18 protein-coding genes are annotated in these 25059 nt (G+C 49.8%); 10 read left to right on the plus strand and 8 right to left on the minus strand.

What is annotated here, in order from left to right; translation table 11 throughout:
• The first annotated feature begins 112 nt into the window (after positions 1–112).
• The 3 genes from BLS62_RS12610 to BLS62_RS12620 all read left to right on the plus strand — a co-directional run bounded on the left by BLS62_RS12610 (position 113) and on the right by BLS62_RS12620 (position 4522).
• A complete protein-coding gene (locus BLS62_RS12610) occupies positions 113–1363 on the plus strand; it encodes an IS256 family transposase (protein ID WP_093175092.1) in 1251 nt (416 codons plus the stop codon).
• 874 nt (positions 1364–2237) lie between these two features.
• Entirely contained in the window at positions 2238–3386 is a 1149-nt protein-coding gene (locus BLS62_RS12615) for an iron-containing alcohol dehydrogenase (protein WP_093181242.1), read from the plus strand.
• Between the two features lie 176 nt (positions 3387–3562).
• A complete protein-coding gene (locus BLS62_RS12620; RefSeq protein ID WP_093181245.1) occupies positions 3563–4522 on the plus strand; it encodes a bifunctional Delta(1)-pyrroline-2-carboxylate/Delta(1)-piperideine-2-carboxylate reductase in 960 nt (319 codons plus the stop codon).
• An 18-nt stretch (positions 4523–4540) separates the two neighbouring features.
• On the opposite strand, the gene BLS62_RS12625 is transcribed toward BLS62_RS12620, so the two are convergent.
• Both BLS62_RS12625 and BLS62_RS12630 read right to left on the minus strand, forming a co-directional pair.
• The gene (locus tag BLS62_RS12625) at positions 4541–5266 is read right to left on the minus strand and encodes a transglutaminase-like cysteine peptidase (RefSeq protein WP_208990840.1); all 726 of its coding nucleotides are present in this window, start codon (positions 5264–5266) and stop codon (positions 4541–4543) included.
• 117 nt (positions 5267–5383) lie between these two features.
• A complete protein-coding gene (locus tag BLS62_RS12630; protein ID WP_093181248.1) occupies positions 5384–6823 on the minus strand; it encodes an HlyD family type I secretion periplasmic adaptor subunit in 1440 nt (479 codons plus the stop codon).
• A 72-nt stretch (positions 6824–6895) separates the two neighbouring features.
• Here BLS62_RS12630 and BLS62_RS12635 point away from each other — a divergent pair, with 72 nt between their 5' ends.
• Positions 6896–9208, plus strand: coding sequence for a type I secretion system permease/ATPase (locus BLS62_RS12635; protein ID WP_093181251.1), 2313 nt, complete (start codon positions 6896–6898; stop codon positions 9206–9208).
• A gap of 3 nt (positions 9209–9211) precedes the next feature.
• Here the strand turns inward: BLS62_RS12635 and BLS62_RS12640 are convergent, their stop codons facing one another.
• The gene (locus tag BLS62_RS12640) at positions 9212–9610 is read right to left on the minus strand and encodes a hypothetical protein (protein WP_208990841.1); all 399 of its coding nucleotides are present in this window, start codon (positions 9608–9610) and stop codon (positions 9212–9214) included.
• An 11-nt stretch (positions 9611–9621) separates the two neighbouring features.
• The gene (locus BLS62_RS12645; protein WP_093181254.1) at positions 9622–11049 is read right to left on the minus strand and encodes a TolC family outer membrane protein; all 1428 of its coding nucleotides are present in this window, start codon (positions 11047–11049) and stop codon (positions 9622–9624) included.
• Between the two features lie 316 nt (positions 11050–11365).
• Here BLS62_RS12645 and BLS62_RS12650 point away from each other — a divergent pair, with 316 nt between their 5' ends.
• Positions 11366–14938 carry a beta strand repeat-containing protein gene (locus BLS62_RS12650; RefSeq protein ID WP_159436533.1) on the plus strand — a complete coding sequence of 1191 codons (3573 nt, stop codon included), beginning with the start codon at positions 11366–11368 and terminating at the stop codon, positions 14936–14938.
• 54 nt (positions 14939–14992) lie between these two features.
• Here the strand turns inward: BLS62_RS12650 and BLS62_RS12655 are convergent, their stop codons facing one another.
• The 4 genes from BLS62_RS12655 to tpiA form a co-directional block, all read right to left on the minus strand.
• Positions 14993–15847 carry a VOC family protein gene (locus tag BLS62_RS12655; RefSeq protein ID WP_208990842.1) on the minus strand — a complete coding sequence of 285 codons (855 nt, stop codon included), beginning with the start codon at positions 15845–15847 and terminating at the stop codon, positions 14993–14995.
• A gap of 23 nt (positions 15848–15870) precedes the next feature.
• Entirely contained in the window at positions 15871–17499 is a 1629-nt protein-coding gene (locus tag BLS62_RS12660; RefSeq protein ID WP_093181257.1) for a CTP synthase, read from the minus strand.
• Between the two features lie 178 nt (positions 17500–17677).
• Positions 17678–18043 carry a preprotein translocase subunit SecG gene (gene secG / locus BLS62_RS12665; RefSeq protein ID WP_093181259.1) on the minus strand — a complete coding sequence of 122 codons (366 nt, stop codon included), beginning with the start codon at positions 18041–18043 and terminating at the stop codon, positions 17678–17680.
• A gap of 122 nt (positions 18044–18165) precedes the next feature.
• Positions 18166–18915: a triose-phosphate isomerase gene (tpiA, locus tag BLS62_RS12670; RefSeq protein ID WP_093181262.1), complete on the minus strand. Its 750-nt coding sequence runs from the start codon at positions 18913–18915 to the stop codon at positions 18166–18168.
• 243 nt (positions 18916–19158) lie between these two features.
• Between tpiA and BLS62_RS12675 the strand changes: the two genes are divergently transcribed.
• From BLS62_RS12675 to glp, 5 genes are all read left to right on the plus strand, one after another.
• On the plus strand, positions 19159–21045 hold the full coding sequence (locus tag BLS62_RS12675) for a peptidylprolyl isomerase (RefSeq protein WP_093181265.1): 1887 nt from the start codon (positions 19159–19161) through the stop codon (positions 21043–21045).
• Positions 21046–21192: 147 nt separating this feature from the next.
• The gene (gene trpD, locus BLS62_RS12680) at positions 21193–22230 is read left to right on the plus strand and encodes an anthranilate phosphoribosyltransferase (protein WP_093181268.1); all 1038 of its coding nucleotides are present in this window, start codon (positions 21193–21195) and stop codon (positions 22228–22230) included.
• 12 nt (positions 22231–22242) lie between these two features.
• The gene (gene trpC, locus BLS62_RS12685) at positions 22243–23034 is read left to right on the plus strand and encodes an indole-3-glycerol phosphate synthase TrpC (RefSeq protein ID WP_093181271.1); all 792 of its coding nucleotides are present in this window, start codon (positions 22243–22245) and stop codon (positions 23032–23034) included.
• 63 nt (positions 23035–23097) lie between these two features.
• Complete coding sequence (moaC, locus tag BLS62_RS12690) at positions 23098–23598, plus strand: cyclic pyranopterin monophosphate synthase MoaC (protein ID WP_093181276.1); 501 nt, start codon at positions 23098–23100, stop codon at positions 23596–23598.
• Positions 23598–24812, plus strand: coding sequence for a molybdopterin molybdotransferase MoeA (gene glp / locus BLS62_RS12695; protein ID WP_093181294.1), 1215 nt, complete (start codon positions 23598–23600; stop codon positions 24810–24812). Before moaC ends, glp begins: the two co-directional genes overlap by 1 nt.
• Positions 24813–25059: the final 247 nt, after the last annotated feature.

Raw genomic sequence — 25059 nt, forward strand, 5'->3', positions numbered from 1 at the left:
AGTATTTCGAGCTATTACTGAATCTGGTGTATGGGGCTTTTAAGATAGCAGCGTATCGGTTTGACTGATTGATGACCAATTCAACATTGCAACCACTTGGAGATACGCCACCATGGCAAAAGATAATGTTCTGGAGCTTGCTCGTCAAAACGGCCTTTTGGGCGATCCGCTTACACAGTTGATAAGAGAAGGGGCAAGGGAGCTGGTGCACCGGGCTGTTACATCAGAACTTCAGTCTTTACTTTCGCTGTATGAAGATGAGGTTGATGAGGCTGGCCGTGCGCGTGTGGTGCGCAATGGTTATCATCCGGAGCGCGAGATCCAGACTGGCATCGGGCCTGTGACTGTGAAAGTGCCCAAAGTGCGGGCGCGCTCAGGTGAGCCAGTCACGTTTCACTCCGCGCTTGTTCCTCCTTATGTTCGTAAGGCCAAAAGCTTAGAAGCAGCTTTGCCCTGGCTTTATCTGAAAGGCGTGTCGAGCGGTGAGATGGAAGACGCTTTGAAAGTTTTGGTGGGACCTGAGGCAACAGGGCTTTCTGCGAACACAGTTTCGAGGTTGAAGAAGGAATGGGCTGGCGAATATGATAGCTGGCGTCAGTTCCGCCTCGACACGGATGAGTGGGTGTATATCTGGGCTGATGGCATTTACAGCGGCTTACGAGCAGAAGACGTGAAGCTGTGCACGCTTGTTGTAATAGGAGTTAACTCACTGGGACGGAAGAAGTTTCTTGCCATTGAAGACGGGGTGCGGGAGAGCACGCAGAGCTGGCGCGAGGTGCTTGTGAAGTTGAAGAGCCGTGGTATGAACACGCCTAAACTGGCAGTCGGCGATGGGGCCATGGGCTTCTGGGCAGCGCTTGATGAGGTATTCAGCCAAACCCGCCATCAGCGCTGCTGGGTGCACAAGACAAACAACATAGTGGGTTACTTGCCCAAGTCCCTACAGGACAAAGCAAGGGCATGCCTCAAGGATATCTGGATGGCGCCGACAAAAGCAAAAGCAGAAGTGGCTTTTGACCTGTTTGTGGAACAGTTTGAGGGCAAGTATCCCAAAGCAGTGGAATGCCTTCTCAAAGACCAGCACGATCTGCTCTCGTTCTACGACTTTCCGCAGATGCACTGGCAGTCAATCCGCACCTCCAACCCGATTGAATCTACATTCGCGACCATCAGGCACCGAACCAAACGCTCAAAGGGATGTCTGAAACGGGACGGCATGCTTCACATGATGTTCAAACTCAGCCAATGCGCGCAAGGCAGCTGGCAAAAATTACGCGGTTTTGCCGATCTTGGCAAAGTCATCACAGGCATCAATTTCAAAGACGGTATCGAACAAGCAGAAGCCGTGCAAAACGCTGCTTAAGAAAATGCTCATACACCAGAATTGACAATACCTCAGTATTTCCCCTCCGAGGGCAACCTCTTCCAATTCATCCTCTTCGTTTGAGTTACTTTCACTTTCCGGGTATTTCCATTGAAGATGTTTAAAAACTTTTTTAGCCCATTGGTTCTGTTCAGGGGTGAGCTGGTTCTCAGGCATCTGGAAACTCCGAAGTTCTGGAAGTTATCGTTTGCGTATTGTGATCTTACTTCGAATAATAATGCGTCGATGTGGGGTCGATATGGGAAGTTTCAAACAGTGCGATAAAAAATGAGTTACGACTACTGACTGAACTTAAGAAAAAGTTGACCGTCTACTGCTTCAATTAGCTTGTGAAAAATTGAGTAACTTTTGTTATTTGCTACGAGAAGAACTTGATGAAAGAGGCCCTTTTAAAAAAGGCAACAATGTGCCTCGCCCAACAACGTGCCTCGCCAAGGGGACAAGCCATTGAAACACCAATTCTTCGATGCACAGAACGTTCATTATTCCATCGCCAGATCATCAACTTTGGGGACGTTAGCTACAGCAGAAAACAAATTTGAAAAAATGACTTCCAAGTAGGCGGCAACGGCAAAGCTTATAGTGCACGGGGAGCCATGTTGATCTTGTGGTTGATGGCTAACCTGCGCAAATTGAGGTATAAAAATGTAACCAGAACAGCATTTACTCTAAGCTGATGTATGAGCATTTCGTATTGATGGCCAATAGAGCACCAATACATCACCAAGTGTGCGTTACATCACTTTTCTGCTCGATTGTGCCTAACTAACTAAAATACGTATTCTATTCCCTCTACAAAACAAGGTTTGTGACATTAAGTGTAGAGCACATTAAACCCATTCAGGCAGATCCAATGAATTTTACATACCAGAACCCAACCAAACTCCTGTTTGGTGAAGGCAGGATCTCCGAAATAACAAAGCATATTCCTGCAGGAAGCCGCGTGCTTCTCGCCTATGGCGGCGGATCCATCAAAAAGAATGGCGTTTATGATCAGGTCATTGCCGCCCTTGATGGGTTCTTCACCATAGAGTTTTCAGGCATTGAACCCAATCCGCGCTTTGAAACGCTGGAAAAAGGCGTTGCACTCATCAAAGAAAACCAGCTGGATTTCATTCTCGCTGTTGGTGGTGGTTCCGTAGTTGATGGCTGTAAGTTTATCGCAGCAGCTGCTTATTACGATGGAGACCATTGGGACATCCCGCGTGGCAAACACCGTATCTCTCAAGCCACTCCGCTAGCCGCGATCCTCACTTTGCCTGCAACAGGCTCAGAATCCAACGGAAACGCAGTTGTGACGCGCAAAGCAACTGGCGAGAAACTTGCCTTTGGCTCTCCACACGTTTATCCGGTTTTCTCAGTTCTTGACCCAAGCACAATGAAGACACTTCCGGAACGCCAGCTTAAAAACGGTTTGGTTGACGCATTTATTCATGTCTGCGAGCAATACCTGACCTTCCCAACTGGAGCACTGGTGCAAGATGGCTTTGCAGAGGCATTGCTGCGCACCCTGATCAAGCTTGGTAAGGAATTTGACCAACATGATCAAGACCAATGGCGAGCTAATCTTATGTATGCCGCCAATCAGGGTTTAAACGGTTTGATCTCTTGTGGTGTTCCAAATGACTGGGCAACGCATCAAATCGGTCACGAACTAACCGCTCGCTTTGGCATTGATCACGCCCAAACATTGTCCATCATTCAGCCAAGCTTGCTGCGTAACCAGATCGAGCTTAAACGCGCAAAACTGGAGCAAATGGGTTCCGCAGTATTTGGTTTACCTGCAACGGATGATCTGGCTGAAAAGACAGTGGATGCAATAGAAGGCTTCTATCAAAGCCTTTCTATGCCAGTCCGGTTGTCTGATGCAAACATCACAGATCAAGGTGACATCGACGCACTCCTCAATATCATTGCAGGCCGCAATTTTCTGAAAGCCATAGGTGAAAACGGTAAAATCACTCCAGAAGTGATTAGAGAAATCGTGATTGCAGCTCGCTAAAGCTGACAGATCAAAACATCGAAGCCCGCGCTCATCCAACGCGGGCTTTTTTGTGGGTAGTAGAGGCAAACTCATAAATATCAAGTGACAAGACTTCAGCAAAACCGATACTCCGGTGAGATATCACTCAATGCCTCTGAAACCTCGATGCGATCAGAGAACAAGGACGTAAATGCATGCTGCAGCTTTCCCAAACGCAAACACGAGAAGCACTTCCCTTCAAACCCCTCGTTGAAGCGCTCCGCACAATGTTTCGGGAAGGCTGCGAAATGCCGGTGCGCCACCACCACACAATGGAAGTGCCAGATAAAGATGACGCCACCCTCCTCCTAATGCCGGCATGGCAATCTGGAGCCTATTTTGGTGTAAAACTGGCCAGCGTTTTCCCAAGCAACGCTGTTCAAGGAATTCCCGCAGTCTCTGCCACCTATCTCCTCTCTGACGGCAGGAATGGTGCTCCGCTTGCCTTAGTGGATGGAGGAGAACTGACCGCACGAAGAACAGCAGCAGCATCAGCTCTTGCAGCCGACTATCTAGCTCGCAAAAATGCAAAAATACTCTGCATGGTAGGAACAGGCCGCCTCTCCGCTAACCTGATAGAGGCGCATTGCACAGTTCGCCAAATCGAGACAGTGTACCTCTGGGGCCGTAACTTTGAAAAAGCACAGGCTTGTGCCGCAGACCTCAGTACAAAGCTCGGCCTAAACATCATTGCAGAGCAATCATTGGAAATTGCTGTCGGAAAATCCGACATAATATCGGTTGCCACATTATCAAACGATCCACTCGTGCAAGGCCAATGGTTGCCAGAAGGGTGCCATTTGGACCTCGTTGGCGGCTTCACCCCTCTGATGCGGGAAGCTGATGAAACTGCTGTGTCTCGGTCCCGTGTGTTTGTTGACACAAAAGCAGGTGCAATGAAGGAAGCGGGTGACATCACGACCCCGCTCGCCAACGGGACACTGAAGCCAGAAGATGTGCAGGCTGACCTTTATGAGCTTACACGAGGCGAGAATGCTGGGCGCACCAGCACTTCAGAAATTACCTTCTTCAAATCTGTTGGCGCTGCTCTGGAAGATCTGGCAGGCGCAGTCCTCGCATATGAGACTGCAAAAGCCACCCTTTTGGTGGACTAGGAGAACCGCCCAGCGCATCTATCCTTTTTTATGCTGGGCAATAAACTGTTGGCGGGTCTCTTCGGTAACCAAATGAGTAAAGTGCGCATCCCGCGTCATGGAAACAAGCGGGTGGTAGTGTAGTAGCGCGATCTCTTTGGTCGCGACTGGCCGCAAACTGTCCAGCACATATCTTTGGTGTTGCAGCTTAACACTCGTCACAGCGTGAATAATGTCCCGAGAGCTGTCCTTAACAACGATAAAACGTAAATTTTCTTCGGCATATCCAAGTGCTAGCAAACTGTAATACTTCGCAATGGCATAATCTTCACAGTCGCCTTTGAAACCTAGAAATTGCAGCGGTGCACGCCAAATATCCGCAACACCGGCGGTGATTGCGTCTCGATCATAACCAGCACTTTCGTTAATATAAGAATTGAGAAGCGATAGCTGGCGTACAGACTTCGTTCCTCCAACACCTCGGATGATACGCGCCCAATAATCAACGGGACCAACACTACGCACAGACCCTGCCATGCATTGCTGGAGATACAAAAGCTGCTTATCGCATTGAGGCAGAACCGCACGCCATTTTTGATAAGCGCGACTTCGTCCTCCCGGCATCTCGACAGACCCAAACAAGCCCAGCGCGTTGAATTGAATCTCTGAACCTCGGGAGGAACCGTTTGCAGAGGAAAACCGTTGCCGCTTCCGTATTTTTTTCAAAGGAACAAACTGCAAGTTATGCGCTTGCCCTTTTGACATAGATGAGAATATCCCGCTCAGGAATGCGGTCTTAATCACCATTCCCAAAAAGGTACGTCGGAACACCCCACGCTTCGCTCGTTGCTTGCCTCGATATTCTGGAAGAGCCATAACGCATTACCGTTCTCTAAGTGCCTCCTCTCGAATTCGGTTCACAGGCTTGAGAATATAAGAGAGAACACTCTTCTCACCGGTAAGAATATCGACAGAGGCAACCATCCCCGGCAGAATGGGAAGGCTCTTATTGCGACTCTCTAACTCTGTTTGGTCCGTTTTGATAATTACGGAGTAAAATTGCTTGTGAGTGATATCGTCGTAAACAGTATCGGCAGAAATTCCCTCTACTTTCCCCTCCAAGCCACCATAGATAGAAAAATCATAGGCACTCAGTTTAACCAGTGCACGCTGCCCCTTATGTATGAACGCTATATCTTGAGGTTGAACCTTAGCCTCCACAAGCAGAGCATCTTCAACTGGGACGATCGTCATTAATTGCTGAGAGGGAGAGGCAACCCCACCAATTGTATTGACGTCAATCGTATTCACAATACCGTCCAGAGGAGCACGAATTTCGGCTCGTTGAACTTTATCGTCTGCCCCTTTGGAGGTTTCTGCGATAATATCCAACTGACCCTGCACCTCACTGAATTCAGCCCGTGCCAATTGCCGGAACTTACTATAAAGCCCTTCGATTTCCTGTTCAGCTTCTTGAACGGCAGCCAGCAATCGTCCTTCAGAAACCCTGAACGTATTGATCTGCCCTTCTAAGTCACCAATCTCTCGCTGTAGCTTTAGCATATCCGTACGAGGTATGATCCGTCGTTCCGCAAGGGGAGCTTTCAGGTTTTTCTCTTCATTTGCTAGAACGAGTAATTCCACAAGTTTCCGGTGTTGGTTTTTGGAAGATTCCAGTTCAGCTTCCCTCTGAACAACGCGTGACCGATATATCGCCACCTGCCCTTGCAACCCTTCAACATTTGCGTGGAACAACCCGAGTTCCGACGCGACGACCTCAGGTGCTTTATCCTGATAGAAGGTGCTGTACTCCAACTCTTCTCCCAGCTTGGGCCAAGAAGATTGAAACTCCAATCGTTCTCGGGCAATTTCCAAACTGGTTTTCTTTGCCAACAACTCCCCAAGGTTAGAAGAAAAACCCGTGTCGTCCAGCCGAAGTAAGACATCACCTTTTCTGACCGCATCCCCTGTCCTCACAAGAACCTCTTTAACAATGCCCCCCTCAAGGCTCTGGATCACCTGAACCTTAGCTGAAGGGATGATGCGCCCCTCTCCACGTGTAACTTCCTCCAATTGCGCCCAGCCTGCCCAAACAAGAAACCCCAAAAACAACCCGCCTATCAGCATGATAAGAATACGGTGGCGAACATAGACTGCCGCTTCCAGACCAGCAGTCACCCGCGCAGCCGCATTGGGGATTGCTGAAACCTCATCAGGTCCTACCAATCGCCGGAACCAACCCGCTAGTTTTGTGTTGAGCACTGGATATCCCCCTAGAAACTCCCCAACAAGTTCCAGAGGCACGCCGCCAACCGGAATCAAGATAGACTCCCACAGGGTAACTCTCCTCCCTTTCCCTGAACACTACGAGCATCCATTGCGGAGATTTGCAGGTTGGAACTAACAAAGAATCCAGAGCCAAAAACAACTGTTTTTGAAAAGAAGAAAACGGATATGACAGACGCAAGCGACCAGCCTGCGATTGAAGACGCTGCGGCTTTTATTGAGGAACCAGAGGACCAGCAAGCTAAAAACAAGCCCCTCACCGATACTTCGGCTCCCATCTCCGAGCAAAGTAACAATACCTCTCAGATCACACCAGACATTGATCCGTTTTTGGGTTGTCTGGAAATTTTGCTCGTACAACACAACATGCCTGCAAGCTCAGAGAACCTGATTGCTGGCCTTCCTCTTGAAAAGGGCCGATTAACCGCCCCGCTTTTGGAGAAAGCGCTGAAGCGTGCCGGATTTTCAACCAAGTCGTTCCATCAGGATCTGGCAAGCCTATCTGCTCTTCTTTTCCCTGCCGTCTTGCTTCTCAAGTCGGGCGAGGCATTGGTCATATTGGAAAAGTACGACGAACATTCCTACGCAGTGGCCCTACCTCATGCCAATGGTGGTGCAGTCCTTGCCAAACTTGAGGAACTGCAAGCCCTGTCCAGTGGGCAAATGATTGTCGCAAAACCCTTTTATAAACCCTCTGAAAGTATGGAGAACCCAACCAAGACAAAACAGGAGGAACACTGGTTCTTCGGTGGCATCAGGTCAGTGATAAGAGACTACGCCTTCGTTGCTCTAGCAGCTGCCTTCATCAACATATTAGCACTTGCTTCTCCTCTTTTTACCATGAATGTTTATGACCGCGTTTTACCAAATTCGGCTTTCCCGACACTGTGGGTTTTGGCTCTTGGTGTTACCAGTGCGCTATTGTTTGACCTACTCCTTAAAACGCTACGGGCATCTCTCATTTATTTTGCAGGAAAACGCGCTGACTTAATCATCTCATCAAGGCTGTTCGAACATGCGCTGAGCCTGAAAATGTCGCACCGCCCGAGCAGTACAGCAGGTTTTTTAAATGAAATGCGTGAGTTTGAATCCATTCGCGAATTCATGACATCTGCAACAATTGCTGCAATAACCGATCTTGCTTTTCTCGGGATGTTCCTCGGCCTAATCTGGTACATTGGCGGACCGATCGTTTACCCACTCCTTGCCGCCATCACGATCGTTGTGACCATCGGCCTTGCAATGCAATACCCGCTCAAAAAAGCAGTCGAAACCACCATGTCAGACGGCACCTTGAGAAACGCATTGCTGGTAGAAAGCCTATACGGCCTTGAAACCATAAAACTGCAACGCGCAGAAGGTCAGCTCCTCAACAAATGGGAAAGCGCAACAGCATCAGCCGCAGAAGCGCAAAACAAAGTGCGATCTCTTTCAACTTGGGCCCTAAACCTCACCGGGTTTGTGCAGCAACTCACCACAATCGCAATGATAGTGACGGGAACCTACCTGTTTTCAGAAAAGCTCATATCTATGGGTGGAATTGTTGCCTGTGTCATACTGGGTGGCCGTGCTGTTGCACCCTTGGCAACCCTCTCCAGTTTCCTTGCTCGGTTTCAGCAAGTGAGGTCTGCTTACAAGCGTCTGGATGCAATTGTAGAGCTCCCCAGAGAAAGACCATGGGCTGCACGCCACCTCGCAGAACCTATTAAAAGGGGCGAACTATCCCTCAAAAACCTCAGTTTCACATATCCAAAAGAAACAGCCCCCTCGCTTAAAAACCTCAATATCTCGATAAAGCTTGGAGAGCGTATCGGCATATTAGGACCTGTTGGCTCGGGTAAATCCACCTTAGGGCGCTTATTAAGCGGTCTATATGCCCCACAAGCTGGAAGTTTCATGATCGACAACCTAGATCATGAGCAATATTCCCCGACAGAAATTCGCCGAGCAATCAGCTATATTGGCCAGGACGCTAGTCTCTTTTCTGGCTCCCTGCGAGATAATATAAAGCTAGGCAAGCCTGAAGCATCCGACGCGGATATGGTGAAAGCCTGCGAACTGTCCGGCGCCATCGACTTTATCGATGCTCACCCGCACGGCTTTGCACGATTGATCGAAGAAAATGGCCGAAACCTCTCGTCAGGACAACGACAAAAGCTAATCCTAGCCCAAGCTTTTATGGCGTCCCCACAGATCCTGTTTTTGGATGAACCGACGGGTATGCTGGATGGTCAAAATGAACAAAGGCTTGTGACAACGCTTTCTTCAGCTCTGCAACCAACCCAAACACTCATAATAGCAACACACAGAACAGCGCCACTTGCCCTAGTGGATCGGTTGATCATTCTGGATAAGGGTCGCATTCTTGCTGACGGTCCGAAAGAGAAGGTCATTCACATCCTCTCTTCACGCGGTGCATAGAGACTAATATTCTCCCATATACTCATGAAAACACAGGCACCGGTTGACGGCTTCGTCATCCCAAACAGAATCTTTCATATACCCGATGGCCACTCCACACCAATCACGCGTCTCCAAGGCCCAATCGAAGCGGAGTTGCACAAGCGCACTCTTTTGTGCAGCAACAACAACGCCGTTTGCCTCCTCAAAATAATCCTGAACCCGCACAGAGATCTCACTATGAAGCTCTTCAGAGTGCTGTAGGTTGAAGTTATAACAAACACCGCCACGATAATAATCGGCAGTCGCAACAGACAAATCCGCACTACTCGCCTCGCCTACAGCAAGCAAAAATGAGAATATCGAAAAGCCAACAAAGAGTGCACCGCGCTTAAACTTATGAGATTGCGAAAAATCCATCATTCAAACTTCCCTCATTGTTTCGGTCTTGGCATGGCAACAGGAGTGCCCCTTGCCCATTGAGCGGAAACACCTGGTAGAGTTTTGCCGGGCAACCAACCTTTGGTTTTTTCATCATCCCGTATGGTCCGGTAGCCAGCAACGGCTTGCGCAGGTGGCTCAACTTCAAAGCTTTCCAACAAACTGCCCATAGCTGCAAGCAACCGATAATTGGCAAAGGTTTTTGCGTAGCGTGCCGAGATCTCAGAGACTTCTGTAAAGAAGACAGTGTTTTGAGTATCCAGCACATCCAACAGAGTACGCTGGCCAACTGTGAACTGCCCCTCATAGGAAATTAAGAGTTGATGTGACGCCGACAACTGTTTTTTGATGATTGCAAGTTGCTTGGAAAGTTCCACACGCCGAATCCAAGACGCACGCGTTTCCCGTTCCACCTCGCGGTACGCTCGTGCAGATCGCATACGCGCCTCGCCAGCTCTCTCCACCTGCTCGGCCCGTTTGTTTTTCGTAATGTTTCCGTTGAAGAGGTTCCAACGCATAACAACAAGTGCAGTCGCGGAGTTATTTACACCTGGAAAGCCGTTGAGGTTCTCTCCAACCCGTGAGGCAAGCTCCAGATCAAACCTGGGATAGTAATCCGCCTCTGCTATTTTGATTTGAGCATTTGCCGCATCAATATCCGCTTTTCGTAAAGAGATAAGTGGATTGTTACGCCGCGCGATAGTAAGGACGGACGGCAGGTTACCCGGCATTTTCCGATCTACGCTTGGAACCCCGCTAAGTCGGCCAACGGGCTTCCCAACCACTTCAATAAACGTGGCTTCGGTTAGTTCTAGTTCTTCATTCACTTCTTCGAGCGCAAGCCGCGCTGCAAACACTCGCTCGCTCGCCTGCTGCACATCAGCAACAGAAACAACGCCCCGCGTGAGTCCAGCTCTCATATCAGAGGCCACTTTGGTGTGATAGGCGATGTTTCGCTGTGCAGCTTGCTTCACTTCGGAAAGACGGGAAACTTCAACATACGCCCGAACGGCACTTAAGCCGATGAACTCCGAACGCTCCCAAACCCGGAAAGAAGTTGCATCCAACCGCGCTTTTTGCCGCTCAATCTCATAGGTTGTTGCAAAACCGTCAAACAACTTCTGTCTTCCAGTCGCCCTAACTTCATAGGGGCCGTAAAAGTATTGTCCACGTTGACGCGTAAAACTACGGTCCGCCCATTCTGCGCCTCCCCTAAATTCAAGGTCCAGACGCGGCAACCATTCTCCCTTGGCTTGTTTAAGCTCAAAGCCAATAGCGTTGCGGTCAAAAACCGCTTCGCCAATTTCCGGATTACTATAAACTGTGAGATTGACGGCGTCTCTAAGAGACATAGCCTGCCCTGCACCTGCAAACAAACCAAGTGCAGCAACGCCAAGCACATAAGGCGAAAACAACTTCATACACACGCCCTTTACGCAAAACACAAAAACAAAACGGGCAAATACTGAAGTTTTAATTTACATTATTTTAATACAATGTCAGTCCTTACGCACATAAGTGTAAATATTATCAATATTAGCATAATATTTAACGTAGGTAACTTGCGATACAAGAAGTAAATACGTGACAAAAATACGTATTACATAATGTATATTTAATTTTTATCTAAACTTGTCATACTTATAGGAATTCAAAGACTCCAAAGCTTCTGTCAAATTTCATTCATTTAATAGCTTGGAAACGAAACACTAATCCTGCTTGCGAAGGGAACCATAAATGCCAGAGTCGACCTCAACGACTTCCCCTCAAATCCTTCCAAAGTCGGATAATCAGCAAAGCTCTACAGAACAGAACGGGCTGGAATTCCTTCCAGTTAACCCAGACCAGCTCCAGAGCAAGCTGATTATTGAGCTTCCGCCATCACTAGAGGCAAGCTCTGACACCCTCCCTAACGCCCTCTCACAGGGTATAAATCCACTCCTAAGCGAAATTCGTTGGGATCCCAAAACAGAGACATTGCTGCTGCCATCTGGCTTGGAGATAGCAGAGATCGAAACCATCTCTGGCGAAACGGAAATTACCTTATCTGATGGAACCACTATCAGAATTGAAGGGCACAGCGACACGCCGCCATCCATTGAAATCGACAACCAAACACTGACAGCTCAGGAAATCCAGCAGGCATTTAACGCAGCCCGCAATGTAGAACCAGGCGCAGGACCTGAAGCATCATCAGGCCTTTCCTCGGGTTCAGAACCTGCCAGTGGTAACAATGAACCACAATCGCCCTTAGTCAGAGACGGAGAGTTGACGGGAAGCGGAAATGATTTTGAACCAATTCCGATTGTCGTTCAGCCCTCATTTCCAATCACACCTCTCCTGTTGCCAACAGAACGAAATCAGGAGTTCTTTGAACGAGATGAAAGTGACGGAGCATTTATCGAGGCGAAATCACCACAAATTGCGATACCAGAAGATCCCACTATCAACCCAGCCTTCTTTCAAGGCAGTGATGATGATCTTTATGAGGCAGGTCTACCCACGGGCAGCACACCCGACCAAGCCGCGACCACAACATCCGGCCCATTGAATATAAGCAGCGGCTCATCACCTCTTTCTTTGCTAGAGGTCTGTGATCCTGCACAAAATATCTGGATTGATGTAACGGGTGGTGGTCAGATCACAACACCGCTCGGTACTTTCATTATTACCCAAAACACCGATGGCTCCTACTCCTGGTCTTACATTCTGAGCGCGACGGGAGACCATAGTTCCTCTGCTGTTTCAGAACCCTTGAAACTCAAACTAACCAACGAAGATGGCGCCCAAGCTTCCGGTGAAATAACCATCAACATCATCGACGATGCCCCGGTTATCGATATCGCTGATGCGCCTGCATCCATAGCAGAAGGCAATACACTCGATGGCACATGGTCGCTCAATCCCGGAGCAGATGGCGTTACGCAAATCACCGTCTCCATGACAGGCGAAGCAGACCAAACCGTTTCTTTATCTGGCAACGCCAACGCAACCTTCACGCTCCCCAAAGGTACCCTCACAGTCAACCCCGATGGCACTTACAGCTTTGAAGCTGCAACCAATCTGGACAATGACGATCCACAAGAGCAAAGCTTCACCCTCTCCGCAACAGACGCTGATGGCGACACAACAACTGACAGCCACACCATTACGATTACAGATGGCACACCGCCAACTCCGCCAGACAATCTGCCCGGTGAAGCGATAGATCTCATCCTGACGATCAATGAAGCTGCACTTGATACAAATCTGGATCAGGCAGACTTGGCAGTGGGCAATACAACCGGATCAGATCCCACCAGCACAGCCGAGACGGATGTGTCCAGCACACTCACCTTCACAGCTGGATCAGATGACCTCTCAAGCTTCGCCTTTGGGGATACCTCCGCTATCTCAATCTCAAACGGAGATGCAACACTCACCGTCAGTTGGGCCATCTCAAACGGCCAGCTTGTGGGGGCAATCAACGGCACGCCTGCCATCATCCTGTCACTGGACGCAACAACCATCACAGCAGGCCAGCAAGGCACGGTAACAGTCACCGCAACACTGACAGATGCCTTCCCTCATGATGCCAGTGGAGAGCCTCTCACGATCACCGGGATCAAACTGGACGCATCCGATCATGATGGAGATACCGTCACTGCAGATATTCAGGTCAACATCATCAATGATGCCCCGGTTATCGATATCGCTGATGCGCCTGCATCCATAGCAGAAGGCAATACACTCTATGGCACATGGTCGCTCAATCCCGGAGCAGATGGCGTTACGCAAATCACCGTCTCCATGACAGGCGAAGCAGACCAAACCGTTTCCTTATCTGGCAACGCCAACGCAACCTTCACGCTCCCCAAAGGTACCCTCACAGTCAACCCCGATGGCACTTACAGCTTTGAAGCTGCAACCAATCTGGACAATGACGATCCACAAGAGCAAAGCTTCACCCTCTCCGCAACAGACGCTGATGGCGACACAACAACTGACAGCCACACCATTACGATTACAGATGGACCTCAACCATTTGGCGGGGATCTGATAGCACTCAGCCTTGAAGAAGGCGCGTTAGGCGTTCAAACTGGCAATGATCCCGCGACCGGATCGACCATCGGTTCCAACCCAGCCAGCACAGCTGAAACGCAAAGTGACACGCTCGCATTCACAGCAGGTTCGGATGATATAACTGGGTTCACTTTAGGCGATACATCAAACATTCTTGTGCAGGACGACAGCAACACCACAGTAACCTCCATCCTGTGGAGCCTCTCCGCCGACAAACAGGTTCTTACAGGCTCTATTGCCGGACAAAACGTGATCCAGTTAACGATCAATGGCTCTAGTATTGCGGCGGGCACAACTGGAACGGTGCAGGTCACAGCCACGCTGCTCGCTGAGTTCCCTCATGTCACTGATGGCTCCAGTGATTTTTCAATCCTCGGTGTTCCCATTGTCGCCACAGATACAGACGGAAGCACAGCGATCGGCATAACCAATATATCCATCAAGGATGACGAGCCCGATATTGATATTACAGACACGCAGAACATCGTCACAGAGGGAGATACGATCACCGATACATTCTCGTTGAGTTTGGGAGCTGATGGATATTCCAGTGTGACGGTCTATACAGATGTTAACAATCAATACAGTGTCGACTTAGCTCCCAACTCACAGACAACTCTTTACACAGAGGAAGGCCAGCTAACCCTACATTCAGATGGGACGTGGGAATTTACAGCAAACACAGGCTTGGATTTTAGCCAGCTACAAACTTTGCAGTTTTTCATTTCAGTTGAAGATGGAGATGGTGACAAAGATGCAGACAGTCACCTCATCTCCATAAAGCAAGCCGCCCAGCCTATTGAAGGCACTGCAGGAAATGACGTTCTAACAGGCACCCAAACCAGCGAACTAATCCTAGGTCTGGAGGGCGATGATACAATTTCCGGCGGAGGTGGGCGAGATAAACTGGCCGGCATGGATGGGTACGACACACTGGAAGGCGGAGCACAGAGCGACACGTTCGTCCTCGATCTCACCAACCTGACAATCGCCGACCTCATAACAGATTACATTTCCTCCGGCGCAGATGCCGACCTCTTAGATGCAACAGAAATGGTGGGCGGCGAGCAGATCGATCAGGCCAATGCAGAGGACTATTTCCAACTCTCAGGAGGCATTCTTAGCTTTGATCAGGATGGAACTGGCACCAATCATAGCATGGAGCAGGTGATGAACTTCTCATCGCCGCCTGCACAAGTGGAAATCATCATCGACGAGTCTCAAGCGCCTGTGATCATTACCTCATAAAAGAAAACCCCGGAAGCAGGAGCGTCCGGGGTTTTTACAAAACAGGAGAGAATTTTAGCTGCAAATCACAGCAACGCCAGCGAGCTTGTCAGGACCAACGACCCATTGTGCGCCATATTGAGTGCCGCCAAGCTTGCGGGCATATTCCGCAAATTTGTTGCGATCCTTCGCCTTGAACCCAAGAGCTGCCAAACGCAGGCCGCTGCGAGCAGAGAGTGCTTTCAACCCGTACAAGCTTTCATAAGCGCTTGGAGAAAGAACCCTGATCAAACCACGACTGGTTTCCATCTCAACACCTAAGCTAGAAAGCCGAGCCATGCGTTGACCGGAAAAGCCCTTCAAAAACTCATGGTGATCAGCAGGATCATCCGCAACAAAGATGATTTCACTCAGATCTGTCACAGAATTAGGATGGCTTTGATAGTCAGCCTTCCAGAAGTTTTCCGGGAATTTGTTGTGGCAAGTGAAAAAGCCTGTCTCAACACCAAGAGGATCTTGGGTGAACGTCAGATCGAAAGCAACCTGACGCTCTTCACCTTCCGGCGAAACCGCAATGCGCTCAAAGGAAAACGGAGCAAACTCAGCAAGTCCCGCCGCCTTAAATATGGCGCGGTCGTCTTTTGCACTCGTGCTATCCAGCACAAGCATAGAAGCACCCTCACCCTTTAAGAGAAAATCGCGGTTAAACGCGCCAAAGGAGAAAACGCCTTCACTTGATTCTGTCAGTTCGGCATCTTCGCCGATTGCCAAAATCTCAAGAAAACTACCATTCAACTGGACGAGGCGATTTTCAGTACCCCAAGGATGACGCGCATAAGGCGTCACCTTAAACCCAAGTTGTTCCCATTGCCCTGCTGCATCCTTCAAAGAGTTTGCAGCAAGAACGATGTGGTCAATTCCCTTAATCAAAGCGCTTCCCCCAAAGCAGAAGATTAAACCAGACGGCTATTATCGCGTGCAGCCCCAACAAAGGATGCAAACAATGGATGCGGATTAAACGGACGAGACTTCAGCTCTGGGTGATATTGCACACCAATGAACCAAGGATGTCCTGCGATTTCCACAGTCTCAGGCAACACGCCATCTGGAGACGTACCGGCAAATCTCAAGCCAACTTGTTCTAGTCTCTCGCGGTATGAAATATTCACTTCATAACGGTGGCGGTGACGCTCAGAAATCTCGCTGGTGCCATAGATCTCGGCGATCTTGCTGCCTGCTTCCAACGTCGCATCGTAAGCTCCAAGGCGCATCGTTCCGCCAAGGTCGCCTTCAGCATGACGCTGTTCTTTCTCGTTACCGCGTGACCACTCAGTCATTAGACCAACAACAGGATCGTTAGTCGGACCAAACTCCGTGGAGCTCGCATCTTTAATACCAGCCATGTTACGCGCAGCTTCAACAACAGCCATCTGCATACCAAAGCAAATACCAAAGTATGGAATTTTGTTTACACGAGCATAATGCGCAGCAGCAATCTTACCTTCAGAACCACGTTCGCCAAATCCACCAGGAACCAGAATGCCGTTCACACTGGCAAGGAACTGGCCGGGGTCTTCTTTTTCAAAGACTTCAGATTCGATCCACTCAAGGTTCACTTTAACGCCGTTAGCAATGCCGCCGTGTACAAGCGCTTCAATCAAAGACTTGTAGGCATCTTTCAGCACTGTGTATTTGCCAACAATCGCAATAGTCACTTCACCTTCTGGGTTCTGGAGTGCCTGCACGATGTTTTCCCAGCGGGATAGATCCGGCGCTGGAGAGCCTGTAATACCAAATGCATCAAGAACCTGCGTATCCAGACCTTCCTTATGGTAGGTCAGTGGCACTTCATAAATGCTTTTGGCATCATAGGCCGGGATAACAGCTTCTTCGCGCACGTTACAAAACTGAGAAAGCTTGCGACGCTCGTTTTCAGGAATCTGACGATCACAACGAACCATCAGAATATCTGGCTGAATACCAATGGACCGCAGCTCTTTCACAGAGTGCTGAGTCGGCTTGGTCTTCATTTCACCAGCACTGGCAATGTAGGGCATCAGTGTCAGGTGAATGTAGACAGCCTGCCCACGCGGTAAGTCATTGCCAAGCTGACGAATAGCCTCAAAGAATGGCAAACCTTCAATGTCACCAACAGTACCACCGATTTCGCAGAGCACGAAATCGTAGCCGTCATTGCCATCCAGAACGAAGTTCTTGATGGCATCAGTAACGTGGGGAATCACCTGAACTGTTCCACCGAGGTAATCACCACGGCGTTCTTTTGCGATGATGTCCTGATAGATGCGCCCGGTTGTTATGTTGTCCTGCTTGTTTGCAGGACGACCTGTGAAGCGCTCGTAGTGACCCAGATCCAAATCTGTTTCAGCGCCATCATCAGTCACATAACACTCACCGTGCTGGTAAGGGCTCATGGTACCTGGGTCAACGTTCAAATAAGGATCAAGCTTACGAAGCCGCACCTTGTATCCGCGGGCCTGTAAAGCCGCACCAAGAGCTGCGGAGGCAAGTCCCTTCCCAAGAGAAGAAACAACACCACCGGTGATGAATATGTACCGTGCCATGGATCGCTACCAGGTTTTATAAGGGCTGGACTTATCAAGGGGCGTGCACGTCTGGGATGCACTGATAATCCGTAAAACCCTATATAATTGAGTTATGTCTGAACGCACGAATGACGGACACTGCACAAAGTGCGGTGCCGTCAAACGACTATTTCAACTGTATCTGCTTTACAGCAGGTTACTGAGCAGGCGGAACCTGCGGGCCAGTAGGCTCACTTTGCTGCTGCAACTGGTCAAGAAGACCATTACCTGCGCCCTGCTCTGTGCCTTGTGACGCAGAGCCAGCAGGCACTTCGTCTAGCAAAGAACCTGGACGGTCGTCGTAACGAGAGATCAAAGAAAGACCGAGCGAGGTTACGAAGAAGCAGGCAGCAAGAATTGCAGTGCCGCGTGTAAGTACATTAGCAGTGCCACGGCTGCTCATTACGCCGCCGCCGCCACCGCCGCCAATACCCAATGCGCCGCCTTCGGAGCGCTGCAGCAAAACCATCGCCACAAGCGCAACTACGACCATCAGGTGGATAACAATAAGAACGGTTTCCATAGGTATCCGTAGGTTTAATGAATTTGATAATCGGCCTTCTAACCGAATTTGCTGCACCTTTCTACCCTAAAGGCGCAGCAAATTGGTGGACTGCGAACAATAAAATTGTATTTCGGAAAATATTAACCGCGGTAAGCCTCGGCAATCCCCAGGAAATCTGCGGCTTTCAGGCTTGCGCCGCCCACTAGAGCACCATCAACGTTATCAACTGCCAACAGTTCTTTTGCGTTGGTGGGCTTAACAGAACCACCATAAAGAACGCGCAGCTTGCTTCCAATTTCGTTGCCAAACTGCTTGATCAGCGTGGAGCGGATGGAAGTATGAACTTCTGCAACATCAGCAGGTGTTGGTGTAAGGCCTGTACCGATAGCCCAAACTGGCTCATATGCAACGACTGAGTTTTCAGCCGTTGTGCCAGCTGGCAATGAACCAAGAGCCTGTTTGGTTACAACATCAAGAGTAGTACCTGCACGGCGTTCGCTCTCAACTTCACCAACACAGACAATCGCGATCAGACCAGCGCGCCATGCAGCTTCAGCCTTATCACAAACGTCAGCATCAGATTCGTTATGATCTACGCGTCGTTCGGAGTGCCCAACTATGACGTACTTACCACCAGCATCGCGGATCATTTCAGCGGAAATATCGCCAGTATGTGCGCCGCTCGCATTCGCATGACAGTTCTGTGCACCGATTCCGATTTTTTCTTGAGAAGCAAGTTGAGAAAGCAACAATGCGGAAGGGCAAATCAAAAGTTCAACTTTTTCGGCAAGTGCTGAATCGTACCCCGTGCCCATTGCCTCTAATTCAGCAGCAGACGCTTTGAGTCCATTCATTTTCCAATTACCAGCAACGAGTGGCCGATTAGTCATTTCTTATCTTCCCCAAATATGAATTTTAATTTCCCGAATGGAATGCGTGCTCACTAGCATAAAACCACTTAAGCCCCATAGCGGATAACCGCTAGTACGAGGAACTTCGTATCTCATGTCGAATCTCACAACCTTTATGCTGTGTAAACTTGCCCCGCAGCAAAAGGGCTACTATTATCCGGCGGCCTTGCATGTGTGCGTGGGAGAAATCTCCTCGCCTTCAACAAGAGAACGGATAAAATTATGCTCGACGCGCTGCGTAATAGCGTAGGTACCTGGTTCGCGAAGCTTCTGATTGGCCTTTTGGTCCTCAGCTTTGCTGTTTGGGGTATCGCTGACGTCTTTACTGGACTTGGCTCCACTTCAGTCGCAACTGTTGGCGACAAAGAAATACCCGCCGAGGATTTCCAGAGAGCTTATGCGCGGGAGATCGACCAGTTGTCGCGCCGTGCTGGCCAGCCGATTAGCCAAGAACAGGCAGCCACGTTTGGTCTCCCTGCTCAGGTCCTGGGTCGCCTGATCGCCGAAGCCACGCTTGATCAGGAAGCATCAAAGCTCCGCATTGGCGTGTCTGATGAAGCAATCATCAAAACCATTCAAGAAACCCCAGCATTTCAGGGTGTGAATGGATACGATCGAAATCGTCTCAGTCAAGTTCTCTACAACATGGGTGTAAACGAAGACGAATTCGTAATGCTGCAGCAACAAATCGCAGAGCGCCAACAGCTCGCAGAAGCTGTAATTGGAGGCATTACGACACCCAACGCGATGCTTGAAGCTTTTGACAAATACACAATGGAAGAGCGCAAGGTTGAGTATATTGTACTCCCACAGAGCTCTCTTTCAGAAGTTCCTGTACCAAGCGCAGAAGAGCTAAATGCGTATTTTGAAGAAAACAAAGCAAACTACAGAGCTCCCGAATACCGCAGCGCAGCTCTTATCGAGCTCACTGCAGATAAAATTGCGAAACCAGAAAGTGTAACGAAAGAAGAGATTGCGCAGGAATATGAGCGCACTAAAAATCGTTACCAAAGTCAGGAACAACGCCGGATCTTCCAGATCCCCTTCCAATCCATGGAAGAGGCTGAAGCTGCCGCGGTTAAACTGAGTTCTGGCGAAACCTTTGAAGATCTGATGAATGAACGGGATCTAAGCGAAAGCGATGTAGATCTCGGCACTATGAATAAGTCGGGCTTCCTCGATGAAAAAATCGCTGACGCGGCTTTTTCTCTTCATGAAGGACAAGTCAGCGGTGTTGTTGAAGGTCAGTTTTCAAACGTCATTTTGTTTGCAAAAGAAGTGAAACCAGCTGCTGTGAAACCTCAAAACGAAGTTGATCAGGAACTGCGCACCAACGTTGCACAGGCGAACGCGGCCAACGAAGTAGACGACCTTTACAACGAAATTGAAGATGCGCGCGCAGGCGGCAGCACCTTCAAGGAAATTGCAGAGCGTTTCTCACTCGCCCTCTCACAGACACCTGACTTCGATGCATCAGGCAAAAATGAAGCTGGCGAAACAGTTACACTGCCACAAGCAGACGTTCTTGCAACTTCAGTATTCTCCACTGATGTGGGTGTAGAAAACGACCCGCTTGAAATCGGCCGCACCGGTCATCTTTGGTACGAAGTATCCGAAGTGAAACCATCTCGCGACAGAGAGCTCTCTGAAGTCGAGACGGCTGTAGTTGCGGACTGGACTGCAATGCGAACCGCTGACTTATTGGAAGAAAAGGCAAAAGCCCTTCTTGCTGATGTTCAGGCTGGCAAGTCCCTTACAGACATTGCCCTTGCTGAAGATCTTCAAACCAACGTGTCTCAGCCTTTTACACGTAACGGCGGAAACCCAAATCTATCAGGCTCAGCAATCACCGCAGCGTTCTCCGGCCCAACAGGCACAGCGGCGCAGGTTCCTGGCAACAACGAAGATCGCATTCTTCTTGTTCTGACAGACACCACAGCACCGGCCTTTATGACCGAATCAGAGAACGTAAAACGCATTGACCAGCAGCTTTCAGGCGCGTTGGAAGGCTCCCTGCTCAACCAGTTTGTTGCGCAACTGGAAAGCGCGGAAGGCGTGAAAGTTAATCAGGCACTCTTCGGCCAGTTGTCTGGTCTCGACCATCAATAGACAAATCTTTGTCGAAAATAGGCCCGTCACGCCCCTCGGCGTGGCGGGCTTTTGTTTATCTCCTAGACAGGCCTCCCAAAGCTATCTAATAGTTAGCCATTGAGCGCATTAAGGAATTACCTAAGAGATTGAGGGGGATTTTTCACCGTGAGCAATCTAAAAAATCTCATCGCAATAGCAGCTGACGGCAAAGCGCTGGATCGGGCTCAAGCCCGCGAGGCTTTCGAGATCATCATGTCTGGTGAAGCAACTCCAGCGCAAATCGGCGGGTTTTTGATGGCCCTTCGCATTCGCGGAGAAACCATTGACGAGATTTCTGCCGCCGTAGAAACAATGCGCGCCAAGATGATCCCGGTAGAAGCACCTACAAACGCCATCGACATTGTTGGAACTGGCGGGGATTCTTCCGGCTCCTACAACATTTCTACATGCACAGCGATCGTTGTTGCAGGCTGTGATGTAACAGTCGCCAAACACGGCAACCGCTCTCTCTCATCCAAATCAGGCTCTGCAGAGGCATTAGCTGAACTCGGTGTCAATCTGGACCTCAATGCAAATGGCATCAGTCACTGCATTAAGGAGGCTGGCATTGGCTTCATGTTCGCGCCCAACCACCACAAGGCGATGCGCCACGTGGGCCCAGCCCGTATTGAGCTTGGCACCAGAACCATCTTCAACATCCTCGGTCCACTCGCCAGCCCTGCAAGTGTAAAGCGCCAGATGACAGGTGTATTCGCGCAGCAATGGGTCGTGCCAATCGCCAACACCCTAAAGGAACTGGGTACCGAAAAGGCATGGATCGTAAACGGGTCTGACGGCATGGACGAAATCACCACAACAGGCTCGTCCTTCGTAGCCGAGTTGAAAGACGGCGTCATTAACACCTTTACGATTAATCCTGAAGATGCAGGCCTGCCGCTGGCTAGAGCTGCAGACCTGAAGGGCGGAGACCCGAAAGCCAACGCGCAAGCTTTGAGAGAAGTTCTGCAAGGCGCTAAAAATGCTTATCGCGATATCGTGCTATTCAACTCAGCAGCCTCTCTGATTGTCGCCGACAAAGTAACAGATCTGAAAGACGGAGTGGAAATGGCAGCCCATGCAATAGATTCTGGCAATGCCCTTTCCCGTCTGGATAGACTTGTAGAGGCATCCGATGCCGCAACTGCCGCCGCAATGAAACTTTAAGACCGTAGGCCCATGTCAGATATCCTAAAGAAAATAGAAGCTTACAAACGTGAAGAAATCGCAGCTGCAAAAGCGCGAACTTCACTTTCTGATCTCCAAAATGATGCAAAAGCTGCATCACCAACGCGCGGATTTGCAAACTCCTTAAAGGCAAAACACGCCAATGGCGATTATGCTCTCATTGCAGAGGTTAAAAAGGCGAGCCCTTCCAAAGGCCTCATTCGCGCAGACTTCAACCCACCGGTGCTAGCCAAAGCCTATGAAAACGGCGGAGCTGCATGTCTTTCCGTCCTGACAGATACCCCGTCATTTCAAGGTAAACCAGAATATTTGGTTGCATCACGCGAGGCCGTATCTCTGCCAGTGTTGCGCAAAGATTTCCTTTATGACACCTACCAGGTGTTTGAAGCACGCGCTTGGGGAGCCGATTGTATCCTCATCATTATGGCAGCTGTGGATGATGTTCTGGCCAAAGAGCTGGAATATACTGCATTCGAGCTCGGAATGGATGCACTCATTGAGGTGCATGACGAAGCTGAGCTGGAGCGTGCGCTGAAGCTCTCCTCGCCGCTCATAGGTATCAACAACCGCAACCTCAAGACTTTCGAAACCTCTCTGGAAACAAGTGAACGCCTCGCACCGCGGGTCCCCAAAGACAGGATCATCGTCGGCGAAAGCGGCCTGTTCACACCGCAAGACCTCTCCAGAATGAAAAACTCCGGCATCTCCACATTCCTCATCGGCGAAAGCCTGATGCGGCAGGATGATGTTGAAAGCGCAACCAAAGCGCTTCTGAAAAGATAATAAAAAAACTGGCTTCAATGTGGAGCCAACCTACTGATTTAAAACCCGTCCAGAGGCCCTTCCATGTCAGAACTTTCGCCAAAACTTACCCACCTTGATGAGAGCGGCGCGGCCCATATGGTCGATATTTCGGAGAAAGAAGTCACCACGCGTATAGCTCGCGCAGGTGGGCAGGTGAAGATGTTGCCTGAAACTCTGGACATGATCCTCTCTGGCAATGCCAAAAAAGGTGACGTGCTGGCAACCGCACGGATCGCTGGCATTATGGCAGCCAAGAAAACTCACGAGCTAATCCCACTATGTCATCCGCTGATGCTATCTAAGGTTCAGGTAGACTTCACACCAAACCCGAACCTACCGGGAATCGAAATTGAAGTCTTTGCAAAAGTTGCAGGCCAGACTGGCATTGAGATGGAAGCGCTGACAGCTGCGTCTGTTGCGTGTTTGACAATCTACGATATGGCCAAAGCGGTTGATCGTTCTATGGAAATCGGAGAAATCCGGCTTCTGGAGAAGAAGGGCGGCAAGTCCGGTCATTTCCTGGCTGAGGAGGATAACTCCTGATGAGCTTGATCAGCATTGACGACGCACTTGAACGCCTTTTGAAAGGCGTTGAGGCAACACAAACAGAGCATCTCCCTCTTCTGGAAGCTGGAGAACGAGTGCTCGCAGAAGATGTTGCAGCAACGAGAACACAACCTCCGTTTTCTGCTTCCGCTATGGATGGCTACGCGGTCAAAGCAGCCGATACCAGTGATCCCAACAGATCGCTGAAGGTGATAAGTGAGGTTGCAGCAGGTCATAGTTATGACGGAACGCTACAGCATGGTGAAGCTCTTCGCATATTTACGGGCGCTCCAGTTCCTGATGGCGTCGACGCCGTTTTGATGCAGGAAAATGCACGCCGCGACGGGGATAACCTCTTTTGCGAAGAAGCGGTCCCTGTTGGTAAGTTTATCCGCCCGGCTGGCCTGGACTTCAAAGAAGGTGAAGTCCTCCTCAAGCAAGGCGACATACTAGGCTTCCGCGAACTCGCCTTAGCTGGCGCTATGAATCATGCAACACTGCCGTTGCATAAAAAGCCACTGGTTGCGATCCTCGCTAATGGAGATGAACTGGTAGAACCCGGTGAGACGCCCGGCCCGAATCAAATCATCGCCTCCAACCAGGTCGGCATCGCCGAGTTTGTTCGCAGCCTTGGCGGAACACCGCTAATGCTTGGCATTGCACCCGATCAACCACAAGAAATCACCGCACGTGTGAAGCAAGCGATTGAGGCCAAGGCAGACGTTTTGGTGACACTTGGCGGCGCATCAGTTGGCGACCACGATCTCATTCAAGATGTGTTGGGCGCTGAAGGCATGGAACTTGGCTTTTGGCGTATTGCTATGCGTCCCGGTAAACCACTGATGGCAGGCTCCCTTGGACCAATGAAAGTCCTCGGCCTCCCCGGCAATCCTGTTTCAAGTTTGGTCTGCGCCCTCCTCTTCCTCGGTCCACTGCTGAATAAAATGCTCGGGCGAACCGTAACTCAAACAAATCAAAACGTTATCAAAGCGACGCTGACGGCAGCCCTCCCGGAAAACGACCTGCGTCAGGACTACTTACGTGCGCAGGTAACGACAGACGACCAAGGCAATCTCACAACAGAGCCGTTTGCAAAACAAGACTCCTCAATGCTGGCCCTGTTGGCAAAGGCAGATGCTTTAATCATTAGAAAACCACACGCTGCAGCTGCAAATGTGGGTGATCAGGTTGACCTTTTAAAACTACGCTAAGCCAATTGGTAATGAATGGGCAACCCATGTCCACTCACCCTTCAAAATCCAAATCCCCCAGTTCTTGCAGGGCCTAACTGCAACAAAGCCATTGCAGAACACAATGAGAACAGGTAGAGTACGTTCGTGTTTTGTCCTTCCAATCGCATAAGTTGAACACCATCAAGTTAATTTTGGAAGGCTAAGAGCGGACGGCCTGAACGCCGTTGGATATCAATTTGCGCAAATGATGAGCGAACGGGGATAA

Source organism: Pseudovibrio sp. Tun.PSC04-5.I4, assembly GCF_900104145.1.
Taxonomy (GTDB): domain Bacteria; phylum Pseudomonadota; class Alphaproteobacteria; order Rhizobiales; family Stappiaceae; genus Pseudovibrio.

Bases quoted from the DNA above. Each gene is read 5' to 3' on its own strand.
- tpiA (WP_093181262.1), bottom strand. From the start codon at position 18,915: ATGACTAATCGGCCACTCGTTGCTGGTAATTGGAAAATGAATGGACTC.
- BLS62_RS12610 (WP_093175092.1), top strand. From the start codon at position 113: ATGGCAAAAGATAATGTTCTGGAGCTTGCTCGTCAAAACGGCCTTTTG.
- BLS62_RS12675 (WP_093181265.1), top strand. From the start codon at position 19,159: ATGCTCGACGCGCTGCGTAATAGCGTAGGTACCTGGTTCGCGAAGCTT.
- moaC (WP_093181276.1), top strand. From the start codon at position 23,098: ATGTCAGAACTTTCGCCAAAACTTACCCACCTTGATGAGAGCGGCGCG.
- BLS62_RS12625 (WP_208990840.1), bottom strand. From the start codon at position 5,266: ATGTCAAAAGGGCAAGCGCATAACTTGCAGTTTGTTCCTTTGAAAAAA.
- BLS62_RS12620 (WP_093181245.1), top strand. From the start codon at position 3,563: ATGCTGCAGCTTTCCCAAACGCAAACACGAGAAGCACTTCCCTTCAAA.
- BLS62_RS12640 (WP_208990841.1), bottom strand. From the start codon at position 9,610: ATGATGGATTTTTCGCAATCTCATAAGTTTAAGCGCGGTGCACTCTTT.
- glp (WP_093181294.1), top strand. From the start codon at position 23,598: ATGAGCTTGATCAGCATTGACGACGCACTTGAACGCCTTTTGAAAGGC.
- trpC (WP_093181271.1), top strand. From the start codon at position 22,243: ATGTCAGATATCCTAAAGAAAATAGAAGCTTACAAACGTGAAGAAATC.
- BLS62_RS12645 (WP_093181254.1), bottom strand. From the start codon at position 11,049: ATGAAGTTGTTTTCGCCTTATGTGCTTGGCGTTGCTGCACTTGGTTTG.
- secG (WP_093181259.1), bottom strand. From the start codon at position 18,043: ATGGAAACCGTTCTTATTGTTATCCACCTGATGGTCGTAGTTGCGCTT.
- BLS62_RS12615 (WP_093181242.1), top strand. From the start codon at position 2,238: ATGAATTTTACATACCAGAACCCAACCAAACTCCTGTTTGGTGAAGGC.
- BLS62_RS12650 (WP_159436533.1), top strand. From the start codon at position 11,366: ATGCCAGAGTCGACCTCAACGACTTCCCCTCAAATCCTTCCAAAGTCG.
- BLS62_RS12660 (WP_093181257.1), bottom strand. From the start codon at position 17,499: ATGGCACGGTACATATTCATCACCGGTGGTGTTGTTTCTTCTCTTGGG.